This window comes from Maribacter dokdonensis DSW-8, assembly GCF_001447995.1.
Lineage (GTDB): Bacteria > Bacteroidota > Bacteroidia > Flavobacteriales > Flavobacteriaceae > Maribacter > Maribacter dokdonensis.
In genome coordinates, this window is record NZ_LDPE01000004.1 from 109,039 (window position 1) to 126,002 (window position 16,964).

The following is a 16,964-nucleotide window of genomic DNA, read 5'->3' on the forward strand; positions in this document are numbered from 1 at the left end:
GGTTTTGTAGAATTATTTTTCGGATAATAAAGATCGGTCTAGATGCACATAGCCACCATCAACGGTTATAAATTGGCCCGTGGTGTGTGATGCTCTTTCTGATATAGCGAATAATACGGCATCGGAAATTTCTAAGGGAGAAGTCATTCTGTTTTCAAACGGAATGTTCTTTACAATAGATTGTAATTTTTCATCGCCATTATCTAAACTGTTGATCCAGTTTTCATAGGCTGGTGTCCAACTTTCAGCAATGATCAAAGCATTACTACGAATCCCGAACGGAATTAAATCTACCGCCCATTCACGGGTTAAGCCAAGAACACCACCTTTGGATGCCGCATAGCCAGAAGTACCGCCCTGTCCCGTAAGTGCAACTTTGGAACCTACGTTTAAAATATTGCCTTTCGCCTTTTTTAAGTAGGGTAGGCAAAACTTGGTCATGGCAAAAAAACTGACCAGATTAAGTTGTAAAGAGCGCATAAACTTCTCTATGCTATCTTCCAGACCAACCGTGTCGTTAACGCCAACATTATTGATTAAGGCATCAATTTTTCCATATTTATCACCAATGGTTTTCGCCGCTTGTTCTATTTGTACAACATCGGTTAAATCTGTCTTTACAAATATGCTGTTTATACCTTTATCACGTAGCTCTTTTTCATACTCAAATCCGCGATCATTTCTACAAACAATAACAGGAATAGCGCCTTCCTTAGCTAATTCTTCTACAATGGTTTGCCCAATGCTTCCTCGTAGACCGGCTGCACCCGTTATTACTACTACTTTATCTTTTAGTCTTAAATCCATACTTATAAATTGTAAAATTCAACTGCATTGTTTCCCATAATATTATGTTGTTCGTTATCGTTTAGACCAGAAATGAAATCTGTGACTAAGTTTTTAACCTGGCTATAATTTCCCGCTACCAGGCAAACAGGCCAGTCAGAACCAAAAAGGCATCTTTTTGAACCAAAAGAGGACAGGACAAGGTCTAGATATTTTGAGAGATCATCAGGCTTCCATTTTTTGTAGTCGGCCTCTGTAATCATACCCGATAGTTTACAGTAAACATTTTCCAGTAATGCTATTTCTCTCATCATGGTAGCCCAACCGTCATAAAAACCGTCTTTTATGTAGGGTTTAGCTATATGATCAATCACAAATTTTTGATTTGGAAATTGCTTTACAAACTCTAAAGTTGCCCCAAGCTGATGCGGAAAAATTAGAATGTCATAAGTATATCCAAACGGTTCAAGTTCTTTTATACCGTTCAAAAATGGCTTTCTTAATAGAAAATTATGATCAGGTTCTCCCTGTACCACATGTCTAAATCCCTTTAATATAGTATGGTTGCTTAACTTTTCTAAATCGCTTTTAATGGTAGAAGCACGTAAATCTACCCAGCCCACAACACCTTTTATGAAATTGTTTTTTGCGGCTAGATCAATTAAAAATTCAGTTTCCGCTAACGTTTGATCAGCTTGTACCGCAACACAGCCGTCAATGGCATTGGCTTTTAATTCACCAATGAGATCATTAGGCATGAAATCTCTTCTAATTACTCTCATATCATCATCGATCCATGAATGCTTTACGGGCTCATACTGCCAAAAATGTTGATGTGCGTCTATGGTCATAGTCAATTGATCAATAGTTATCTTAGTTTATCATTGTAAAAGCTTCTTCAAATCCGTATTTTTCAATATTACTGAGGTCGTTATAAACCATGTTCGTTAAACCGGTTATTTGGTTTAGGTCCTCTTGCCAAATATCAGAATTGCCCAATAATCTGGTAGTCAATGTATTTAAGTCAATGTCGTTTTCTCTAAATTGTTCCCAGGTGTTAGAGAAATATTCAAGTACCGAAGTAGTATCGTTTAAATCAATTTTGTCATTGTTGAAACTTCCTTCATAAAATCGAATTAGAGAACTCAATGCAAATGTGATATTTGCGGGAAGACTTCCTTTTATTTTCAAATAATCTTTTAAGCTAGGTAATAAACGAGTTACAAATTTTGAGGTGCTGTTCAATGCAATACTGATCAGCTGATGTTCAAGAGCCGGGTTTTTAAATCTGTTAACGACGTCATTAGCAAATTGCTCTTTGTATTCTTGTGGAAAATCTAAAGTCTCCAACACTTCGCTCATCAATACTTGATGAATAAAATTAGCGACTTGGGTATTCTTCATGGCGTCTTTAACCAAGCGTTCACCTAATAGGTATGCAACTGGAACCATTGATGTATGGGCACCGTTTAAAATGCGCACTTTTAAATTTCTATAGGATTCCAAGTCTGAAACCAATTCAATATTTAAATCGGTTTTATTGAAAGGAAATTCATTTAAAATGTCATCAGGTCCTTCTAATAACCAACTTTGGTACAGTTCACCGGCAACGGCAAGTTGGTCTTTAAAGCCAAGCTTGGCTTCTATCTCTTCAATTTTATCCTTAGGATAACCAGATACAATACGGTCTACTAAGGTATTGTAAAATATGCATGCTTCAGAAATCCAGTTTTTAAATGCATCGCTCAAAGACCAGTGATCTACGTATTGTAAAATACATTGTTTTAATGCTTCCCCATTTTTATCAATAAGTTCAACAGGTAAGAGAATGCATCCTTTATCCAAAGCGCCATCAAAGTGTGTAAACCTATGAAATAGCCAAACGGTAAGTTTTGCCGGAAACTCTTTGGGTGGTGTATGGTCAAAGGCATCATCAGAATTAAAAACGATACCCGCTTCCGTAGTGTTCGATATAATTAACCGCAATTCAGGAGTCTTAGAAAGGTCAATATATTTTTGCCATTCAGAATAAGGATTGATAACTTTTTGAATGCAATCAACAACAGTTAAATCTTGTACAAAAGTATTGTTCTCATATCCTTCTAATTGCACGGAGAACAACCCATCTTGTGATTTTAGCTCTTGATAGTCACCACGTGCAGTGGGTTTAATTATGGCAACACCGGCATTGAAGGTCGTGGCGTTGTTTATTTTTTGAATACTAATATCTACAAATGCCCTTAGAAAATTACCACCTCCAAATTGCATTACTTTTATGGGTAATGATTTACGATCGGTTATGGCATTACTGTTTAAAATTTCCATATGTATTGTTATAGTGATATTCCTCTTTTCCAAGGAATAAAATCGTCTTGTCCCAAACGTACTGCGTTAGGTATTTTTTCTCCGCTTGCCACGGCAATGATGTATTCTAGAAGCTCTTCACCTTTACTTTCAATAGTTGCCGTAGCCTCTATAATGCCACCAGTGTTAAAGTCAATGATATCAGCCATACGCTCGCTGAGTTGCGTGTTACTTGCTATTTTAATGGTTGGGGCAATAGGGTTGCCGGTAGGGGTTCCTAACCCTGTAGTAAAGCAAATAATAGTGCAGCCAGAACCTGCAAGTCCCGTCGTACTTTCTACATCGTTACCAGGAGTACAGAGTAAATTCAAGCCTTTTTTCTTGACCGGTTCGGTATAATCAAGCACATCGGTAATGGTGGAAGTACCGCCTTTTTTTGCCGCTCCGGCGGACTTCATTGCGTCTGTAATCAGTCCGTCTTTTATATTACCGGGTGAAGGGTTGTTTTCAAAACCTGAACCCAGTTCCTCGGCACGTTTGGCATAGGTTTGCATTAGTGTCGCAAATTTTTTTGCGTTTTCTTTAGACTCACATCTATTCAGAAGTTCCTGTTCAACACCATTGAGCTCAGGAAATTCAGCAAGAACCGTAGATGCGCCAAGTGCCACCAACATATCTGAAACATGGCCTAGTGCGGGGTTGGCGGAGATACCTGAAAACCCGTCAGATCCACCACATTCCAGCCCTAGGGTCAGTTTGTTCAGTGGTGCCGGAGCACGTTTGATTTTATTGGCCTCTATTAAGCCTAAAAAGGTTTGTTTAACTGCATCTTCAATAAAATGTTGTTCACTTTTACTTTGTTGTTGTTCTAGTATAACAAGTGGTTTAGAAAACTTTGCATCCCTTTTATTAATGGCATCTTCTAGTATAGGAATCTGAGCGTTTTGGCAACCAAGACTTAATACGGTAGCACCTGCTACATTGGGGTTGGTAATATAGCCGGCCAGTAAATTACAAAGCGTATTGCTATCTTGTCTAATGCCGCCGCAACCGCCATCATGTGTTAAAAATTTAATACCGTCTACATTGGGGAAAACCTGCTCGTCCGTATTCGGAATTTCAGGTTTTAGAATATTGCTTTTTAATAATTCTTCACTAGTAGCTTGATTCTTATACTGCTTTATGAGCGTCTCTGTAGAGATGATGTCTGCTGCTGATGTTTTATATCCTAACGGTTTTAAAAGCGCTGTCTTCAATACTTCAACATTTCTATTTTCACAGAATACTAAAGGGATAACTAGCCAGTAATTAGCGGTACCTACGCTACCATCTTTTCTGTGATAGCCCATGAAAGTTCTGTCCTTAAAAGTATCAATATTTGGTGGGGTGAAGTTCCATTGTTGGTTTTCTATTTGATAGGTAGATGCTGCATGTACTAAATTTTCAGTGGTAATAGCCTCTCCTTTTTTAATAGGCACAACCGCTTTGCCTACAATAGAACCGTACATATATACTAAGGCATCTTTTTTAATAGGCGATAGGGCAAACTTGTGTTTTGCCTTTACTTTTTTAGGAATACGAATGGTAATATTATCATGATGAATATCCGTGCCTTCAGGTATATCCTGTAAGGCAACGAGTATATTATCTTTTGGGTGAATATGTAAAAATCTGTTATCCATAAATTCGTTTACAAGCGTTTGTGAAATAGTACCAATTAGTTGCCTTCTATTTCATATCAGGTTTAGAAAGTGACCATTGCTTTGATGACACCGGTCTCAGGTTTTAACCAAGCATCAAAATTGGCAATCATTTCTGTGTAAGGTACGGTATGTGTAACAAAAGAAGTGATGGGGAATTGATCAATAACATGGATTATATATTCAAAATCTGCCAAGGTTGCGTTTCTGCTACACATAATGGTAGACTCCTTTGCATGTATTGCAGGGTGATTAAAAGTTAACTCTCCCTTAGATAATCCTACTAATATATATCGCCCACCATGTGCCATATAATTAGGACCGGTTTCTAAGGCATATTTATTTCCTGAGGCATCAAAAACTGCTGTAGCCAAATCATTATTGGTAATTTCATTGACCTTTGCTATTGCATCATCATCTGCTTTTACAATATAGTCTACTCCAATTTTTTCTTTGGCATAGTTTAACCTTTGTTGATTAACATCAATGGCAATTACTTTGGCGCCTTGCAATTGTGCTAATTTCATAATTCCTATGCCTATTGGACCACAACCTATAACCGCAACGGTTTCTCCTTTTACGATCTGTGCCCTACGTAAAGCATGCGCGCCAATGGCCAATGGCTCCACTATTGCCATTTGCTCTAAACTTAGATTATTGGCAGGAAGCAGTAGTGCAATAGGTACGTTGATAATTTCTTGCATACCACCATCGGTATGAACGCCTAAAACCTTAATGTTGGTACAGCAGTTTGTTTTTCCAGCCTTGCAAGCCACACAAGCATTACAACTTATATAAGGCATGACTACTACCTTATCACCTTGTTTGAGCCCTTTTGAATTAGGTTCTATAGCAATAATTTCAGCAGCAAGTTCATGACCTAAAATACGTGGATAGTTAAAAAAAGCTTGATTGCCCGCATAGGCATGCAGATCTGTACCACATATACCAACTCTTTTAATTTTTAGAGTAGCTTCATTAGGTTTAGCTACAGGTGCTTCTTTATCTTTTAGGGTAAACGTGCCGGGTTCTTCGCAAGTTATATATTTCATTATCGTAAATGTTCAAATGCAAGTGGTCGTTTAAAAACGCACCCCGTTAGGGGTGCATCATTTAATTAAAACTAACACAAACAATTATTTTAAGACTAAATTTTATCTGCAAGGGTAATTTCTAGGCAAAAGGCGTGATCACCTTTCTTTTCTCCAAGGTTTGCTATTTCAAGACCGTTATTGGTTTGCTTATATGCAATTTCATTATCTGATCCCAATAACGTAATAGATTTAATATCTAGACCCTCTGCGTTGGTGTTTCCTAAAGCCAAGGTTTCAATGGTTACGGAATTGTTTTCTGGCCAGGCCAATAGAATGGCATAAAGCTTATTGTCTTTTTTAGTGAATCTAATATCTTGAGCCGTAAACCCTTTGTTTTCACCTTCAGAATGATGCCCTTTTTTAACCTCGGTAGGTCCTTCACCAAAAACGGTCCAATATTCGGTGTTGTAAATGGCATCACCATTTATTTCTAACCAATCGCCAATTTCAAAAAGTATTTTTTGTTGATCTTCTGGAATAGTGCCATCTGCTTTAGGACCTATGTTTAAAAGTAGATTTCCATTTTTAGAAACGATATCGACTAAATCGTCAACTAGTTCATTGGTGTTTTTAGATTCCCAATTGGTAACATAGCCCCATGAGTTTTTACCTATGGAAGTGTCGGTCTGCCAAGGCAATTTTCTAATACCTGGCAATTTTCCTCTTTCTAGATCGTAGATAACAGTTCCTTCAGGAAAAGCCTCATGATCAAAATTTTTATCGTTTATGACTACTTCCTTGCCCCATTCTATACCCTTATTGTAGTAGTAAGCAGCAAGCTTAGGTCTGTATTCCTTAAAATCTGGTATATCTAAATAGAAATCGAACCATAGAATATCTGGTTGGTAATTGTCAATTAAATCAACCGTTCTATTCCACCATAATTTCTTGAACTCTTCAGAAACAGGTTCGTTCAGATCTTTACCTTTTGCAGAATATAAATCCGCAAATTCAGGATCTGTAGTGTCAAAATGGTCCTTTTTATTATAGAAAGACCAGTTGAACGCATAGTGGGAAGAAGCGCCCATAATAAGGCCTTCTTTGCGGCCTTCTTTAAATAATTCGCCCAGAATATCCTTTTTAGGGCCCATGTCTACTGAATTCCATCTCGTGGTATTGGACTTGTACATGGCAAAACCATCATGGTGGTCTGCAACAGGAATGACATATTTGGCGCCAGATTTTTTAAATATATCTATCCATTCTGCAGCGTTGAACTTTTCACCTTTAAACTGGGGTATAAAATCTTTGTACCCAAATTCCTTTTGATCGCCATACTTCTTTTTATGATATAGGTACACTTCATTTGGACCAAGTTGTTGATGTTTTAATTGTGCCGAAAAGGTGGCAGAATCCATATACATTCTTCTAGGGTACCATTCAGAACTATACGCTGGCACGGCATAGGCACCCCAGTGAATAAAAATGCCGAATTTTTGATCATTGAACCATTCCGGGTCTTTGTAGTTTTCTTTTATAGATTCCCAATTAGGCTCATAAATTTTCGTTGACTCAACGGTTTCTTTTTCCTTTTTTTCGGTTTGTGATTTACAGCCTATAACTAATGCTAACAATAGTAAAGGGTATACAAAGTACTTGTTCTTGTTCATGTAGTGATCGTTTATTAGATGTGTATCTAAGTAAGAGCTGCTAAATTCCGTTTTTTGTTTTATGGAATTCATAACAGATGTTTTAATGATTACAACAAATGGTTATCCTTGTTTTTTATTAGGTTTTATATGTATTTCTTTGGAATATGTTCAATTAATGATAACAAACTTTAAATAAAAATCAATTTATAATGCGGTTAAAAATTAGATTCTTTTGCTTGCTTTTGTGCACTGTACAGTTTTTAATGAGTCAGAAAAACAGTAAAAAATTGCCAAACATTATTTGGATAATGGCAGAAGATATTAGTTTAGATTTGGCGTGTTATGGTACCAAAGCGGTTAAGACACCCAACTTAGATCAAATGGCGGCAGATGGCATTCGCTTTAATAATTGTTTTGTGACCAACCCTATTTGTTCACCAAGTAGATCAGCCATGATTTTGGGTACACATCAACAAAAAAGCAATACCCACAATCACCGTAGTAATAGAGAGGTAGTATTGCCAAAACCATTTGTTCCCTTTACGCAATTATTAAGGGATGCGGGTTACACCACTATTTTGGGACATAAAGATGTGCGTGGAAAAGGAAGAAAGATCGATGTGAATTTTAAACATACAGCTATAGGTACTTGGGACGGTGAATCAAATTTTGGTATTTATGATAAGTACGATGAGTTTCTGCCAAAAGATGCACCATTTTTTTCGCAGATAACATTGAACGTAACCCACAGGGGCGATTGGTGGGATGAAATCCGTGCAAAATCCAAACATCCTGTAAACCCCAATGATGTGGAGCTGCCACCATATTTGGCGGATGATCCCGTAATTAGGTTAGATTGGGCCAAATATTTAGATCAGATGGAATATATGGATGCTGAAATTGGAATGCTTTTTAAAGAACTGGAACAAAAAGGACTTGCAGAGAATACAGTAGTAATTTTCATAGGTGATAATGGTAGGTGCAATATTAGAGGGAAGGGATATTTACACGATTCTGGCTTAAGAATTCCGTTATTGGTGAAATGGCCCAAAGGAATAGACAAGGGCCAAATAGATGACCGAATAGTAAGTTCAACAGATATAACGGCAACCATTTTAGATTTGGCACAGGTTAAAATTCCTGATTTTATGACCGGAAAATCATTTTTAGATGAGGATTTTGACCGAACCGAGGTATTTGCATCTCGTGATTTGTGGGATGAAATTCCGGAAAAAAGCAAAGCCATAACCACCAACAAGTTCAAGTACATCAGAAATTTTAAACCAGAGATTCCTTGGGATGCCCATCAAGCATATTTAGAATTTTATAGGCCTGCCGTACACGTAATGCGAAGCTTAAAAGAACAGGGTAAATTGAATAAAAATGAATTACTTTTCTTCGGATTAAAACCGGCAGAAGAGCTGTATGATTTAGAAAAGGATCCATTTGAACTGAATAATTTGGTTTTGGATGCTGAATATGCTGCCGTAGTACAAAAAATGAGACAGCAAACCTTAGATTATAATAAAGCCTTTAAACCGATCAGTGATAGTTATGACCCTGTACACGCCGAGTCTGTAGATGTTTTAGAATGGGTTAAAAAAGAGAGACCAAAAGATTATCAAAGAATGTTGGCTGGGGAAGAAATTGGGTTTCACAAAATGTCAAACGAATACAAGGAAACTATCAAATAATAGTAGTATGAAAAGTGGTTTTTTAAAACAAATAGGGTGTATAATCGCCATCTTTATTGCAACAAGCTGTGGTGAGCAGAAAGAAAAAAAAGAAGAACAACCATCAAAAAACGAACAACCGAATATTGTCATCATTTATTTGGATGATTTGGGCTATGGCGATGTTGGGGCTTATGGCGCAACCGAATTAAAAACACCGAATATGGACAGGTTGGTCAATGAGGGGGTAAAGTTTACTTCCGGTTATGCCAGTTCTGCAACTTGTACGCCTAGTAGGTACGCATTGCTTACAGGTGAATATCCATGGCGTGTAAATGCGGCGATATTGCCAGGGACGGCACCATTGATAATAGATACCGATCAACCCACAATTCCTAAAATGCTAAAGAAGAAGGGATACCAAACAGGTATCGTAGGTAAGTGGCATTTAGGACTGGGTAACGGTAATGTAGACTGGAACCAAGAAATTACTCCCGGTCCCAATCAATTAGGTTTTGACTATTCGTACATATTAGCTGCCACACAAGACAGGGTGCCAACAGTTTATATAGATAACGGCAAGGTTGATAATTTAGACCCTAACGACCCTATAGAAGTTAGTTATGAGAAAAACTTTGAAGGTGAACCAACTGGTAAGGATAATCCTGAGTTGACCACCATGAAATGGCACCATGGCCACAACCAAAGTATAGTTAACGGTGTACCTAGAATTGGCTATATGAAAGGTGGAGAAGCCGCCAAGTGGAACGATATTGATATGGCAGACCATTTTTTGGAAAAAGCTAAGGCATACGTAGCTAGTCATAAAGACGCTCCGTTTTTCTTGTATTATGCCTTACAACAACCACATGTGCCAAGAACGCCACATCCTAGATTTGTAGGTGCATCGGGTATGGGACCAAGGGGCGATGTAATCGTTGAGGCAGATTGGGTAATCGGCGAATTTTTAAAAGAACTGGAAACACAAGGAATCTTGGAGAACACGTTAATTGTGTTTACGAGTGATAATGGTCCTGTGCTAAATGACGGTTATTATGACAATGCCGTTGAAAAGTTGGGAGAACATACTCCGGCAGGTGGATTGAGAGGAGGAAAATATAGCCTTTTTGAAGCAGGTACCAGAGTCCCATTTTCGGTCTATTGGAAAGGAAAGATAACACCCAAAACATCTGATGCACTTGTTTGCCAAATAGATTTATATGCATCTCTTGCCGAACTAGCAGGAGCCGAGTCTAAGTTACCCGATAGCCAAAATTTACTCAGCACATTTCTGGGGAAATCAGAAAAAGGCAGAGATCAGCTGATTATTGAGGCCGGTGGTAGAACCGCTCTTAGAAAAGGCGATTGGGCATTTATTCCGCCATATTCGGGCGCAGCCGTAAATACCCAAGTGAATATAGAATTGGGTAATTATGAATCTCACCAATTGTATGATCTTAAAAATGATCTAGGTCAACAAACAAATGTAGCGGCAGAGAATCCTGAAAAATTAAAAGAACTAAAATCAGTATATGAACGTATTAGAGGGAACGATAATGCATCGGTACCTGAGTTGGAATTACATTAATGGTAATTGTTAGTTTTATTTTGTTAGAAGCACCCGAGAGGGTGCTTTTTCGTTTAAGCAGAAGTCGTTTCAGTTGTAAGTTTCTATTGCAAGAACAAATGTTCTAAACCATGCAACACATGTTTTAAAAGTTTTGGCTAGAAAAAGTTAACCCTTAGTTTTATTGGTGTAGAGTTTTAGAACGCAAATATGACAAAACCTTTTCAATTATGCATTTTACTATTTCTTGGCTGTTTGAGTATTACCTGCAATGCACAAAATTTGAAGAATAGTAATAAGCCGAATATAATTGTAATCTTAACCGATGACCAAGGTTGGTTAGATGTGGGGTTTAATGGAAGCACCGATATTCCCACGCCAAATTTGGATAATTTGGCAAAAGAAGGTGTCATATTCAAAAATGGGTATGTATCGCATCCGTATTGTAGTCCATCCAGGGCCGGGCTGTTGACCGGTAGATATCAAGCACGTTTTGGGCATGATTGTAATATGCCATATGATGGTGAAAATGATGCATCTGTAGGTACGCCACTATCTGAAAAGATGATATCGGAAGCTTTAAAAGAGCAAGGTTATGCTACAAGCGCAATAGGTAAGTGGCATGTAGGTGATTATGCTGATTTACACCCTCCTCGGCAAGGTTTTGACCATTGGTTCGGTTTTGCAGGCGGTGCAATGAATTATTGGGGAGAATCCAATGGGCCATTGCGCACCATATTCAGAAATGAAAATAAAGTACCGGAAAGCGAATTATCTTATTTAACGGATGATTTCACCAATGAAGCTATCTCATTTATAGAAAATAACAAGCAAGATCCATTTTTTATTTATTTGGCGTACAATGCGCCACATGCTCCAGACCACGCTACCGAGCAATACTTAGAAAGGACCAAGCATATAGAATATGGCGGTAGAAGTGTTTATGCGGCCATGGTAAACGGGGTAGATGCAGGTGTTGGTAAAATTGATGCATATTTAAAAGAAAAAGGGTTAAAAGAGAATACCATTTTGGTATTCTTGAGCGACAATGGCGGGCGTACCATGCATGCCAATAATGGTCCAAATAGAGGACATAAGGGAATGTTGTTTGAAGGTGGCATAAAAGTACCGTTCTTCATGGTTTGGCAAAATCATATTAAACCCAACAAAGCTTATGATGAGGTTGTAAGTTCTTTAGATATATTTCCTACGCTACTCAATGCGGCAGGGGGTAATGTTAAAGGTGAAAAACAGCTAGATGGCGTAGACCTATTACCATTTTTAGATCAAAAGAATGAAAAGCCGCATGAGACTTTATACTGGCGCAGTGTTGGTGGATTTGAGTATGCCGTAAGACACCAAGAATACAAATTATACAAGAGCGCTTACAAAGGCAGAACTATGCTTTTCAATTTAGAAAAAGATCCTTTGGAACGTCATGATATTGCTGAAAGTCATCCAGAAATTATGACAAAATTAAAAGCCTTATACACAGCGTGGGATAGCAAAAATGTGGCACCAGGTTGGGTAGATCCGCATCCGGAAAATGTCATTAAAGAGGAGAAGAATTATAGAATGATCAGAGAAAAATCACTTAGACCAAAAAATTAAGTATATGAATGTAAACACCCATTTTGCCAGATCATTAACTGTTTTGATTATTACGCTGATCTTTAGAGTGGTACAGGCACAAGAACAGCCTAATTTTATTTTCATTTTAACCGATGACCAATCTTATGGTATGATGGGCTGTACCGGTAATGAAGTAGTACAGACTCCCAATATTGATAAGTTGGCAAAAGACGGTGTACTTTTTACGAACGCACATATTACCAGTGCCATATGTACGCCAAGTAGGGCAAGTATTTTAACGAGCCAGTTTGAACGTAAACATGGCGTAAATTTTAATTCGGGTACCAGTATGTCAGAGGAAGGGTGGAATAATACCTATCCTATGGTGCTTCGTGATAACGGATATTATTCTGGGTGGATAGGTAAAAACCATTTGCCTGTTGGTGATGGTGGTTACACCAGTGGTTTAATGGATAAAAGTTTTGATTATTGGTATGCCGGGCACGGTCATTTGACCTTTTACCCCAAAGACAGGCATAAGATATTCAAGCATGCAAAAGATGATACTCAGGTAGAGATTATAAGCGAAGGAATTTCAGATTTCCTGTCTAACGAGCAAAAATTACAAGGTGCACAAAAGTTTTTAGATCAGCGACCAAAAGATAAACCATTCGTGCTTTCGGTCAACTTTAATTTACCACATGGTGCAAGCGTATCTACCATGGCACAGCGAGAAACCGATGATGAAATCTATAAAACTTTGTATGATGATGTAGACTTAAAATTGCCTAAGAATTACATTGCTAAAAAAGATATTGTACATCCTAAATTACCACCGGAAATTCACAAAACAAATGATAGACAAGAGGGGTATGATTATGTAGATTATCCAGATAGCCTTCTGACAAGGTATCAGTTACAATTACAGGCAATGACAGGCATTGACCGTATGGTGGGCGAACTTAGAAAAACGCTAAAAGCCCAAAAATTGGATAAGAATACCATTATCGTTTTTACATCTGATCATGGTTTGTTTATGGGGCAATTTGGTATTGGTGGTAAAGCCCTTTGTTATGAAATAACCACGCATGTACCATTAATTATTTATGATCCGAACGAAAAAAAAGCGAATAGGGGTAGAAAGTCCAACGCTCTGGTACAAAGCATAGATATTGCCCCAACTTTACTTAAAAAAGCAGGTATTCCGGTACCGGATACGTATCAAGGTAGCGATTTATCACCACTATTGGCACAAAAGGTAAGCGACGTCAGAGACTATTTATACACAGAAAATTTATGGTCTACCCAGTTTGGGAATCCAAGATGCGAAGCTGTTAAAGACACGCGCTGGAAATATATTAGATACTATAAGAACGAAAATTTTTCGGCACAAAAAAAGATTGAGACAGCAAAGCAAATGGGCATTAAGATGACGGCAATGTTATATAAAGTCCATGATCCGGATATCGCCCTGTATCGCTCATTCGTAGAAGGACCATTACAAGGCGAAAAAGCAGTTTATGAAGAACTGTTCGATCTGGAAAATGACCCAGATGAAACTACCAATCTAGCAGGGGTGGCGGAACATGCATCGGTATTGGAAAAATTGAGAACCGTGTGGAAAGAGAAAATAACCTTTGCCAGAGGAAATGAGGCACCAAAAGTATTGCGGTATACCTCTGATAGTGAAGCGGAACGTGGTGTAATCATAGAACCAAAATAATAGATAATTTACCAGCAATGACCGAACAAAATATTAACAAAAGCCTATATAGTCTTTTATTCATACTATTATTAACGGCACAGGCTTTCTCTCAAGAACTACCTTTTGGCTATCCAGATACTGAGCGTACCAAAATAAGTATCAATCAAGGTTGGAAATTTCACTTAGGAAATCCTGATGCAGCGTACTTTGAAAAAAATACGGAAGATACCACGTGGGAAACCGTGAACGTACCACATACCTTGGCATTAACATCGTTGGCTTTAGATGGTTTGCAAGATGAAAAAACTCAGCTCAAGTTTCATAGAAATGTAGGTTGGTACAGAAGAAATATAATGGTACCAGAGAACAACAATAAAGTGTTTTTAGAATTTGAGGGGGTACATCAAGTAACCGATGTTTGGGTTAATGGTAAACATATTGGTAAGCATGGTACGGGTGGTTATACACCATTTCATTTTGATATTACGCGGTTTGTGGATAAAGGAAAAGAAAACCAAGTAACCATTTTGGCGGATAATAGAAGAAGCATGGTAGTTCCTCCAGATCCAGGGCCTTTTGATTATGTAAAATTTAGTGGTCTGTATAGAGATGTGTATTTGGTAGAAAAGCATCCGGTGCATATTGGTTTTAATTGGGAAGCTAGGCATGCCGGGGTAACCATAACTACGCCAACGGTAGATGTGGTGAACAAGAATGCGACCATAGATATTAAATCCGTCGTAAAAAATACCAACGGCAAAGCTGAAAATGTGACAGTGATCACAAGAGTTATAGATGCTGAAGGTCTTGTGGTGCTAAAGTTGATCGATGATGCAAAAATTGCTCAAAATAGCAATTATGAGTTTGACCAAATAGGTAGTTTAGAGGATAATGTTCAATTATGGGATGTTGAGAATCCTTATTTGTATCGCGTAAATACAGAGGTTTTGCTAAATGGCAAATCTGTAGATGTCGTGGAGAACAATTTGGGGGTTAGAAAGTTTGAATTGAATCCCGATCGCGGGTTTATGCTTAACGGCAAACCAATAGAACTTATGGGTTTCAATAGGCATCAGCACTTTCCATATATAGGCGATGCGGTACCAGATGCCCTGCATTATAAAGATATGTTGCAGTTTAAAGAGTTCGGTTTTAACATTATGAGAACCGCACATTACCCACAAGATAATGCCATTTTAGACGCCTGTGATAAGCTGGGTATTCTGGTATATGAAGAAGCACCGTCGTGGATATCCATGAGCACGGATAAGGAGTGGTGGAACAATTTTGAACAATCGGAACGCGCTATGATTCGCAATCATAGAAATCACCCTTCCGTAATAATTTGGGGAGGAGGGATTAACCACAGAGGGTATGTGCCTGTAGCACACAATACCGCCAAACAAGAAGATCCAACAAGGCTTACCGCCTCACAGGGTTCACGGTGGACAGGTTGGCAAACATCTGGTCTAACAGATATTAATGCAAATATGCTTTACGGACCATTTATCTGGGACCGTGCAGAACCTATGTTCGCTATGGAAGGGCATCATGGACCGGAAGCCTTGGCACCGTTTATAAAAGATTCCCTAATGACAGGATTAATATCATGGACGGCCCATGCCTATTATACTTTTCATCCAACTCACGATAAGGCATCAAACAAAATAGACAGAACAAGAAGTGGCGGAATGACCATTTTTAGAAATCCTAGACCAGAGTTACACTGGTATAAGGCAGAGCTCGGAAAAGAACCCTTTGTATATATGCTGGAAGACTGGAAAAAAGGGCAAGATTCCATCACGGTCTATAGCAATGCAGAAAACGTAGAATTAAGTGTAAACGGTAAAACGGCAGCTACCCAAACCTCCTCAAAAGATACTATTTATAATGGTTTACACCATGCGCCCTTTATATTTAAAAATTTAAAATATGCCGATGGTGAGGTTAAGGCCAAAGCCATTTTTAAAGATGGAAAAACCAAAGAAGTAGTTCATAAAACTCCGGGAAAACCCTATGCCATAGAACTAATGGTAGATACCGTAGGTAGAAAGTTTACTGCAGATGGTGCTGATATTCTTATGGCCTACGCTACTGTTGTAGATAAGAACGGCACCGCAATTAAAGAGTACAATGGTAAGGTTACTTTTTCTGTAAGTAAGAATGCCATGGTGGTAGGTGATAATGCGAATATCAATGCCAACCCTATGTTCACGGAGTATGGTATTGCACCAGCATTGATTAGAGCAGGTACTACGGCAGGTGAGGTCAAAATTACGGCAAGTGCCAAAGGTTTAAAATCTGCCAATGCAAACGTGCAATTAACAGCCTATGACCCAAATGTTTTGGCAACGAATGCAAGAGCTATTTATGATTTTAAGAAAGTTAAAATAGACATGGGAGCCCATGACCAGTTGGTTCAATTCGGATGGGATTTTTGGCATGGCAAGGACGAGGAAAAGAGCAGCTATAAACTACCCCTTTTCAAAAACGCCGAAGTAAACCTGGCAACAAACAGCACTGATGGTGTTTTGCGCTGGTTGGGTGAAATGAACGTTATAGGTAAATACGGATTTGTGTATGGCGATGGTGTCCTTGGTATAGATGAAAATGGGTTAAGTATTAACTTTAAAGGACTACCAAAGGGAAAATACAAGTTGACCACGTACCACCATGCACCACAAAGTAATTCTGATGAAATGGATCCCAATAAGGATAAGTTGAAAGAGATACGAATTTTGAATATTCCCTACGAACGCAAATTAACCATATCGGCAGGGGAGAATACCAAAGAAGTTAAAGTCACGGAAGGTAAAATGATGCAGTTTCAAGAACCAGGTAATAGTACGATCCTATTTAATATACAAGATGATGGTACTGCAAAAGTTAATATTCAAGGAACAGCAGGAAAAGGAATTTGGTTAAACGGAATAGAATTGCAAGAATGGAACAAATAATCAGTAGAAAGTCG

Annotated in this window: 11 protein-coding genes; 5 read left to right on the forward strand and 6 right to left on the reverse strand. The window is 38.3% G+C overall.

Going from position 1 to position 16,964, the window contains the following annotated elements; translation table 11 throughout:
• Positions 1-12: 12 nt before the first annotated feature.
• The 6 genes from I600_RS15290 to I600_RS15315 all read right to left on the reverse strand — a co-directional run bounded on the left by I600_RS15290 (position 13) and on the right by I600_RS15315 (position 7,494).
• Positions 13-807 (reverse strand): SDR family oxidoreductase, encoded by a 795-nt coding sequence (locus I600_RS15290; RefSeq protein WP_058105427.1) that lies wholly within the window; start codon positions 805-807, stop codon positions 13-15.
• Between the two features lie 2 nt (positions 808-809).
• Positions 810-1,637 carry an amidohydrolase family protein gene (locus tag I600_RS15295; protein WP_058105428.1) on the reverse strand — a complete coding sequence of 276 codons (828 nt, stop codon included), beginning with the start codon at positions 1,635-1,637 and terminating at the stop codon, positions 810-812.
• 22 nt (positions 1,638-1,659) lie between these two features.
• Complete coding sequence (locus I600_RS15300; RefSeq protein ID WP_058105429.1) at positions 1,660-3,111, reverse strand: tagaturonate reductase; 1,452 nt, start codon at positions 3,109-3,111, stop codon at positions 1,660-1,662.
• 8 nt (positions 3,112-3,119) lie between these two features.
• Entirely contained in the window at positions 3,120-4,772 is a 1,653-nt protein-coding gene (locus I600_RS15305) for a UxaA family hydrolase (protein ID WP_058105430.1), read from the reverse strand.
• 62 nt (positions 4,773-4,834) lie between these two features.
• Positions 4,835-5,842, reverse strand: coding sequence for a zinc-binding alcohol dehydrogenase family protein (locus tag I600_RS15310; RefSeq protein ID WP_058105431.1), 1,008 nt, complete (start codon positions 5,840-5,842; stop codon positions 4,835-4,837).
• Between the two features lie 95 nt (positions 5,843-5,937).
• Complete coding sequence (locus tag I600_RS15315; protein ID WP_058105518.1) at positions 5,938-7,494, reverse strand: alpha-L-fucosidase; 1,557 nt, start codon at positions 7,492-7,494, stop codon at positions 5,938-5,940.
• Positions 7,495-7,739: 245 nt separating this feature from the next.
• Between I600_RS15315 and I600_RS15320 the strand changes: the two genes are divergently transcribed.
• The 5 genes from I600_RS15320 to I600_RS15340 all read left to right on the forward strand — a co-directional run bounded on the left by I600_RS15320 (position 7,740) and on the right by I600_RS15340 (position 16,950).
• The gene (locus I600_RS15320; RefSeq protein WP_058105432.1) at positions 7,740-9,170 is read left to right on the forward strand and encodes a sulfatase-like hydrolase/transferase; all 1,431 of its coding nucleotides are present in this window, start codon (positions 7,740-7,742) and stop codon (positions 9,168-9,170) included.
• 7 nt (positions 9,171-9,177) lie between these two features.
• On the forward strand, positions 9,178-10,737 hold the full coding sequence (locus I600_RS15325) for a sulfatase family protein (protein WP_058105433.1): 1,560 nt from the start codon (positions 9,178-9,180) through the stop codon (positions 10,735-10,737).
• Between the two features lie 261 nt (positions 10,738-10,998).
• Positions 10,999-12,327, forward strand: a complete 1,329-nt coding sequence (locus tag I600_RS15330; RefSeq protein ID WP_245188902.1) for a sulfatase-like hydrolase/transferase — start codon at positions 10,999-11,001, stop codon at positions 12,325-12,327.
• 4 nt (positions 12,328-12,331) lie between these two features.
• Positions 12,332-14,011, forward strand: coding sequence for a sulfatase-like hydrolase/transferase (locus tag I600_RS15335; protein ID WP_058105435.1), 1,680 nt, complete (start codon positions 12,332-12,334; stop codon positions 14,009-14,011).
• A 17-nt stretch (positions 14,012-14,028) separates the two neighbouring features.
• Positions 14,029-16,950, forward strand: a complete 2,922-nt coding sequence (locus tag I600_RS15340) for a glycoside hydrolase family 2 protein (RefSeq protein WP_082642995.1) — start codon at positions 14,029-14,031, stop codon at positions 16,948-16,950.
• Positions 16,951-16,964 lie beyond the last annotated feature (14 nt).

Excerpts from the sequence above, each read along its gene's own strand:
- I600_RS15295 (WP_058105428.1), bottom strand. The coding sequence starts at position 1,637 with ATGACCATAGACGCACATCAACATTTTTGGCAGTATGAGCCCGTAAAG.
- I600_RS15320 (WP_058105432.1), top strand. The coding sequence starts at position 7,740 with ATGAGTCAGAAAAACAGTAAAAAATTGCCAAACATTATTTGGATAATG.
- I600_RS15290 (WP_058105427.1), bottom strand. The coding sequence starts at position 807 with ATGGATTTAAGACTAAAAGATAAAGTAGTAGTAATAACGGGTGCAGCC.
- I600_RS15300 (WP_058105429.1), bottom strand. The coding sequence starts at position 3,111 with ATGGAAATTTTAAACAGTAATGCCATAACCGATCGTAAATCATTACCC.
- I600_RS15310 (WP_058105431.1), bottom strand. The coding sequence starts at position 5,842 with ATGAAATATATAACTTGCGAAGAACCCGGCACGTTTACCCTAAAAGAT.
- I600_RS15340 (WP_082642995.1), top strand. The coding sequence starts at position 14,029 with ATGACCGAACAAAATATTAACAAAAGCCTATATAGTCTTTTATTCATA.
- I600_RS15325 (WP_058105433.1), top strand. The coding sequence starts at position 9,178 with ATGAAAAGTGGTTTTTTAAAACAAATAGGGTGTATAATCGCCATCTTT.
- I600_RS15315 (WP_058105518.1), bottom strand. The coding sequence starts at position 7,494 with ATGAACAAGAACAAGTACTTTGTATACCCTTTACTATTGTTAGCATTA.
- I600_RS15335 (WP_058105435.1), top strand. The coding sequence starts at position 12,332 with ATGAATGTAAACACCCATTTTGCCAGATCATTAACTGTTTTGATTATT.
- I600_RS15305 (WP_058105430.1), bottom strand. The coding sequence starts at position 4,772 with ATGGATAACAGATTTTTACATATTCACCCAAAAGATAATATACTCGTT.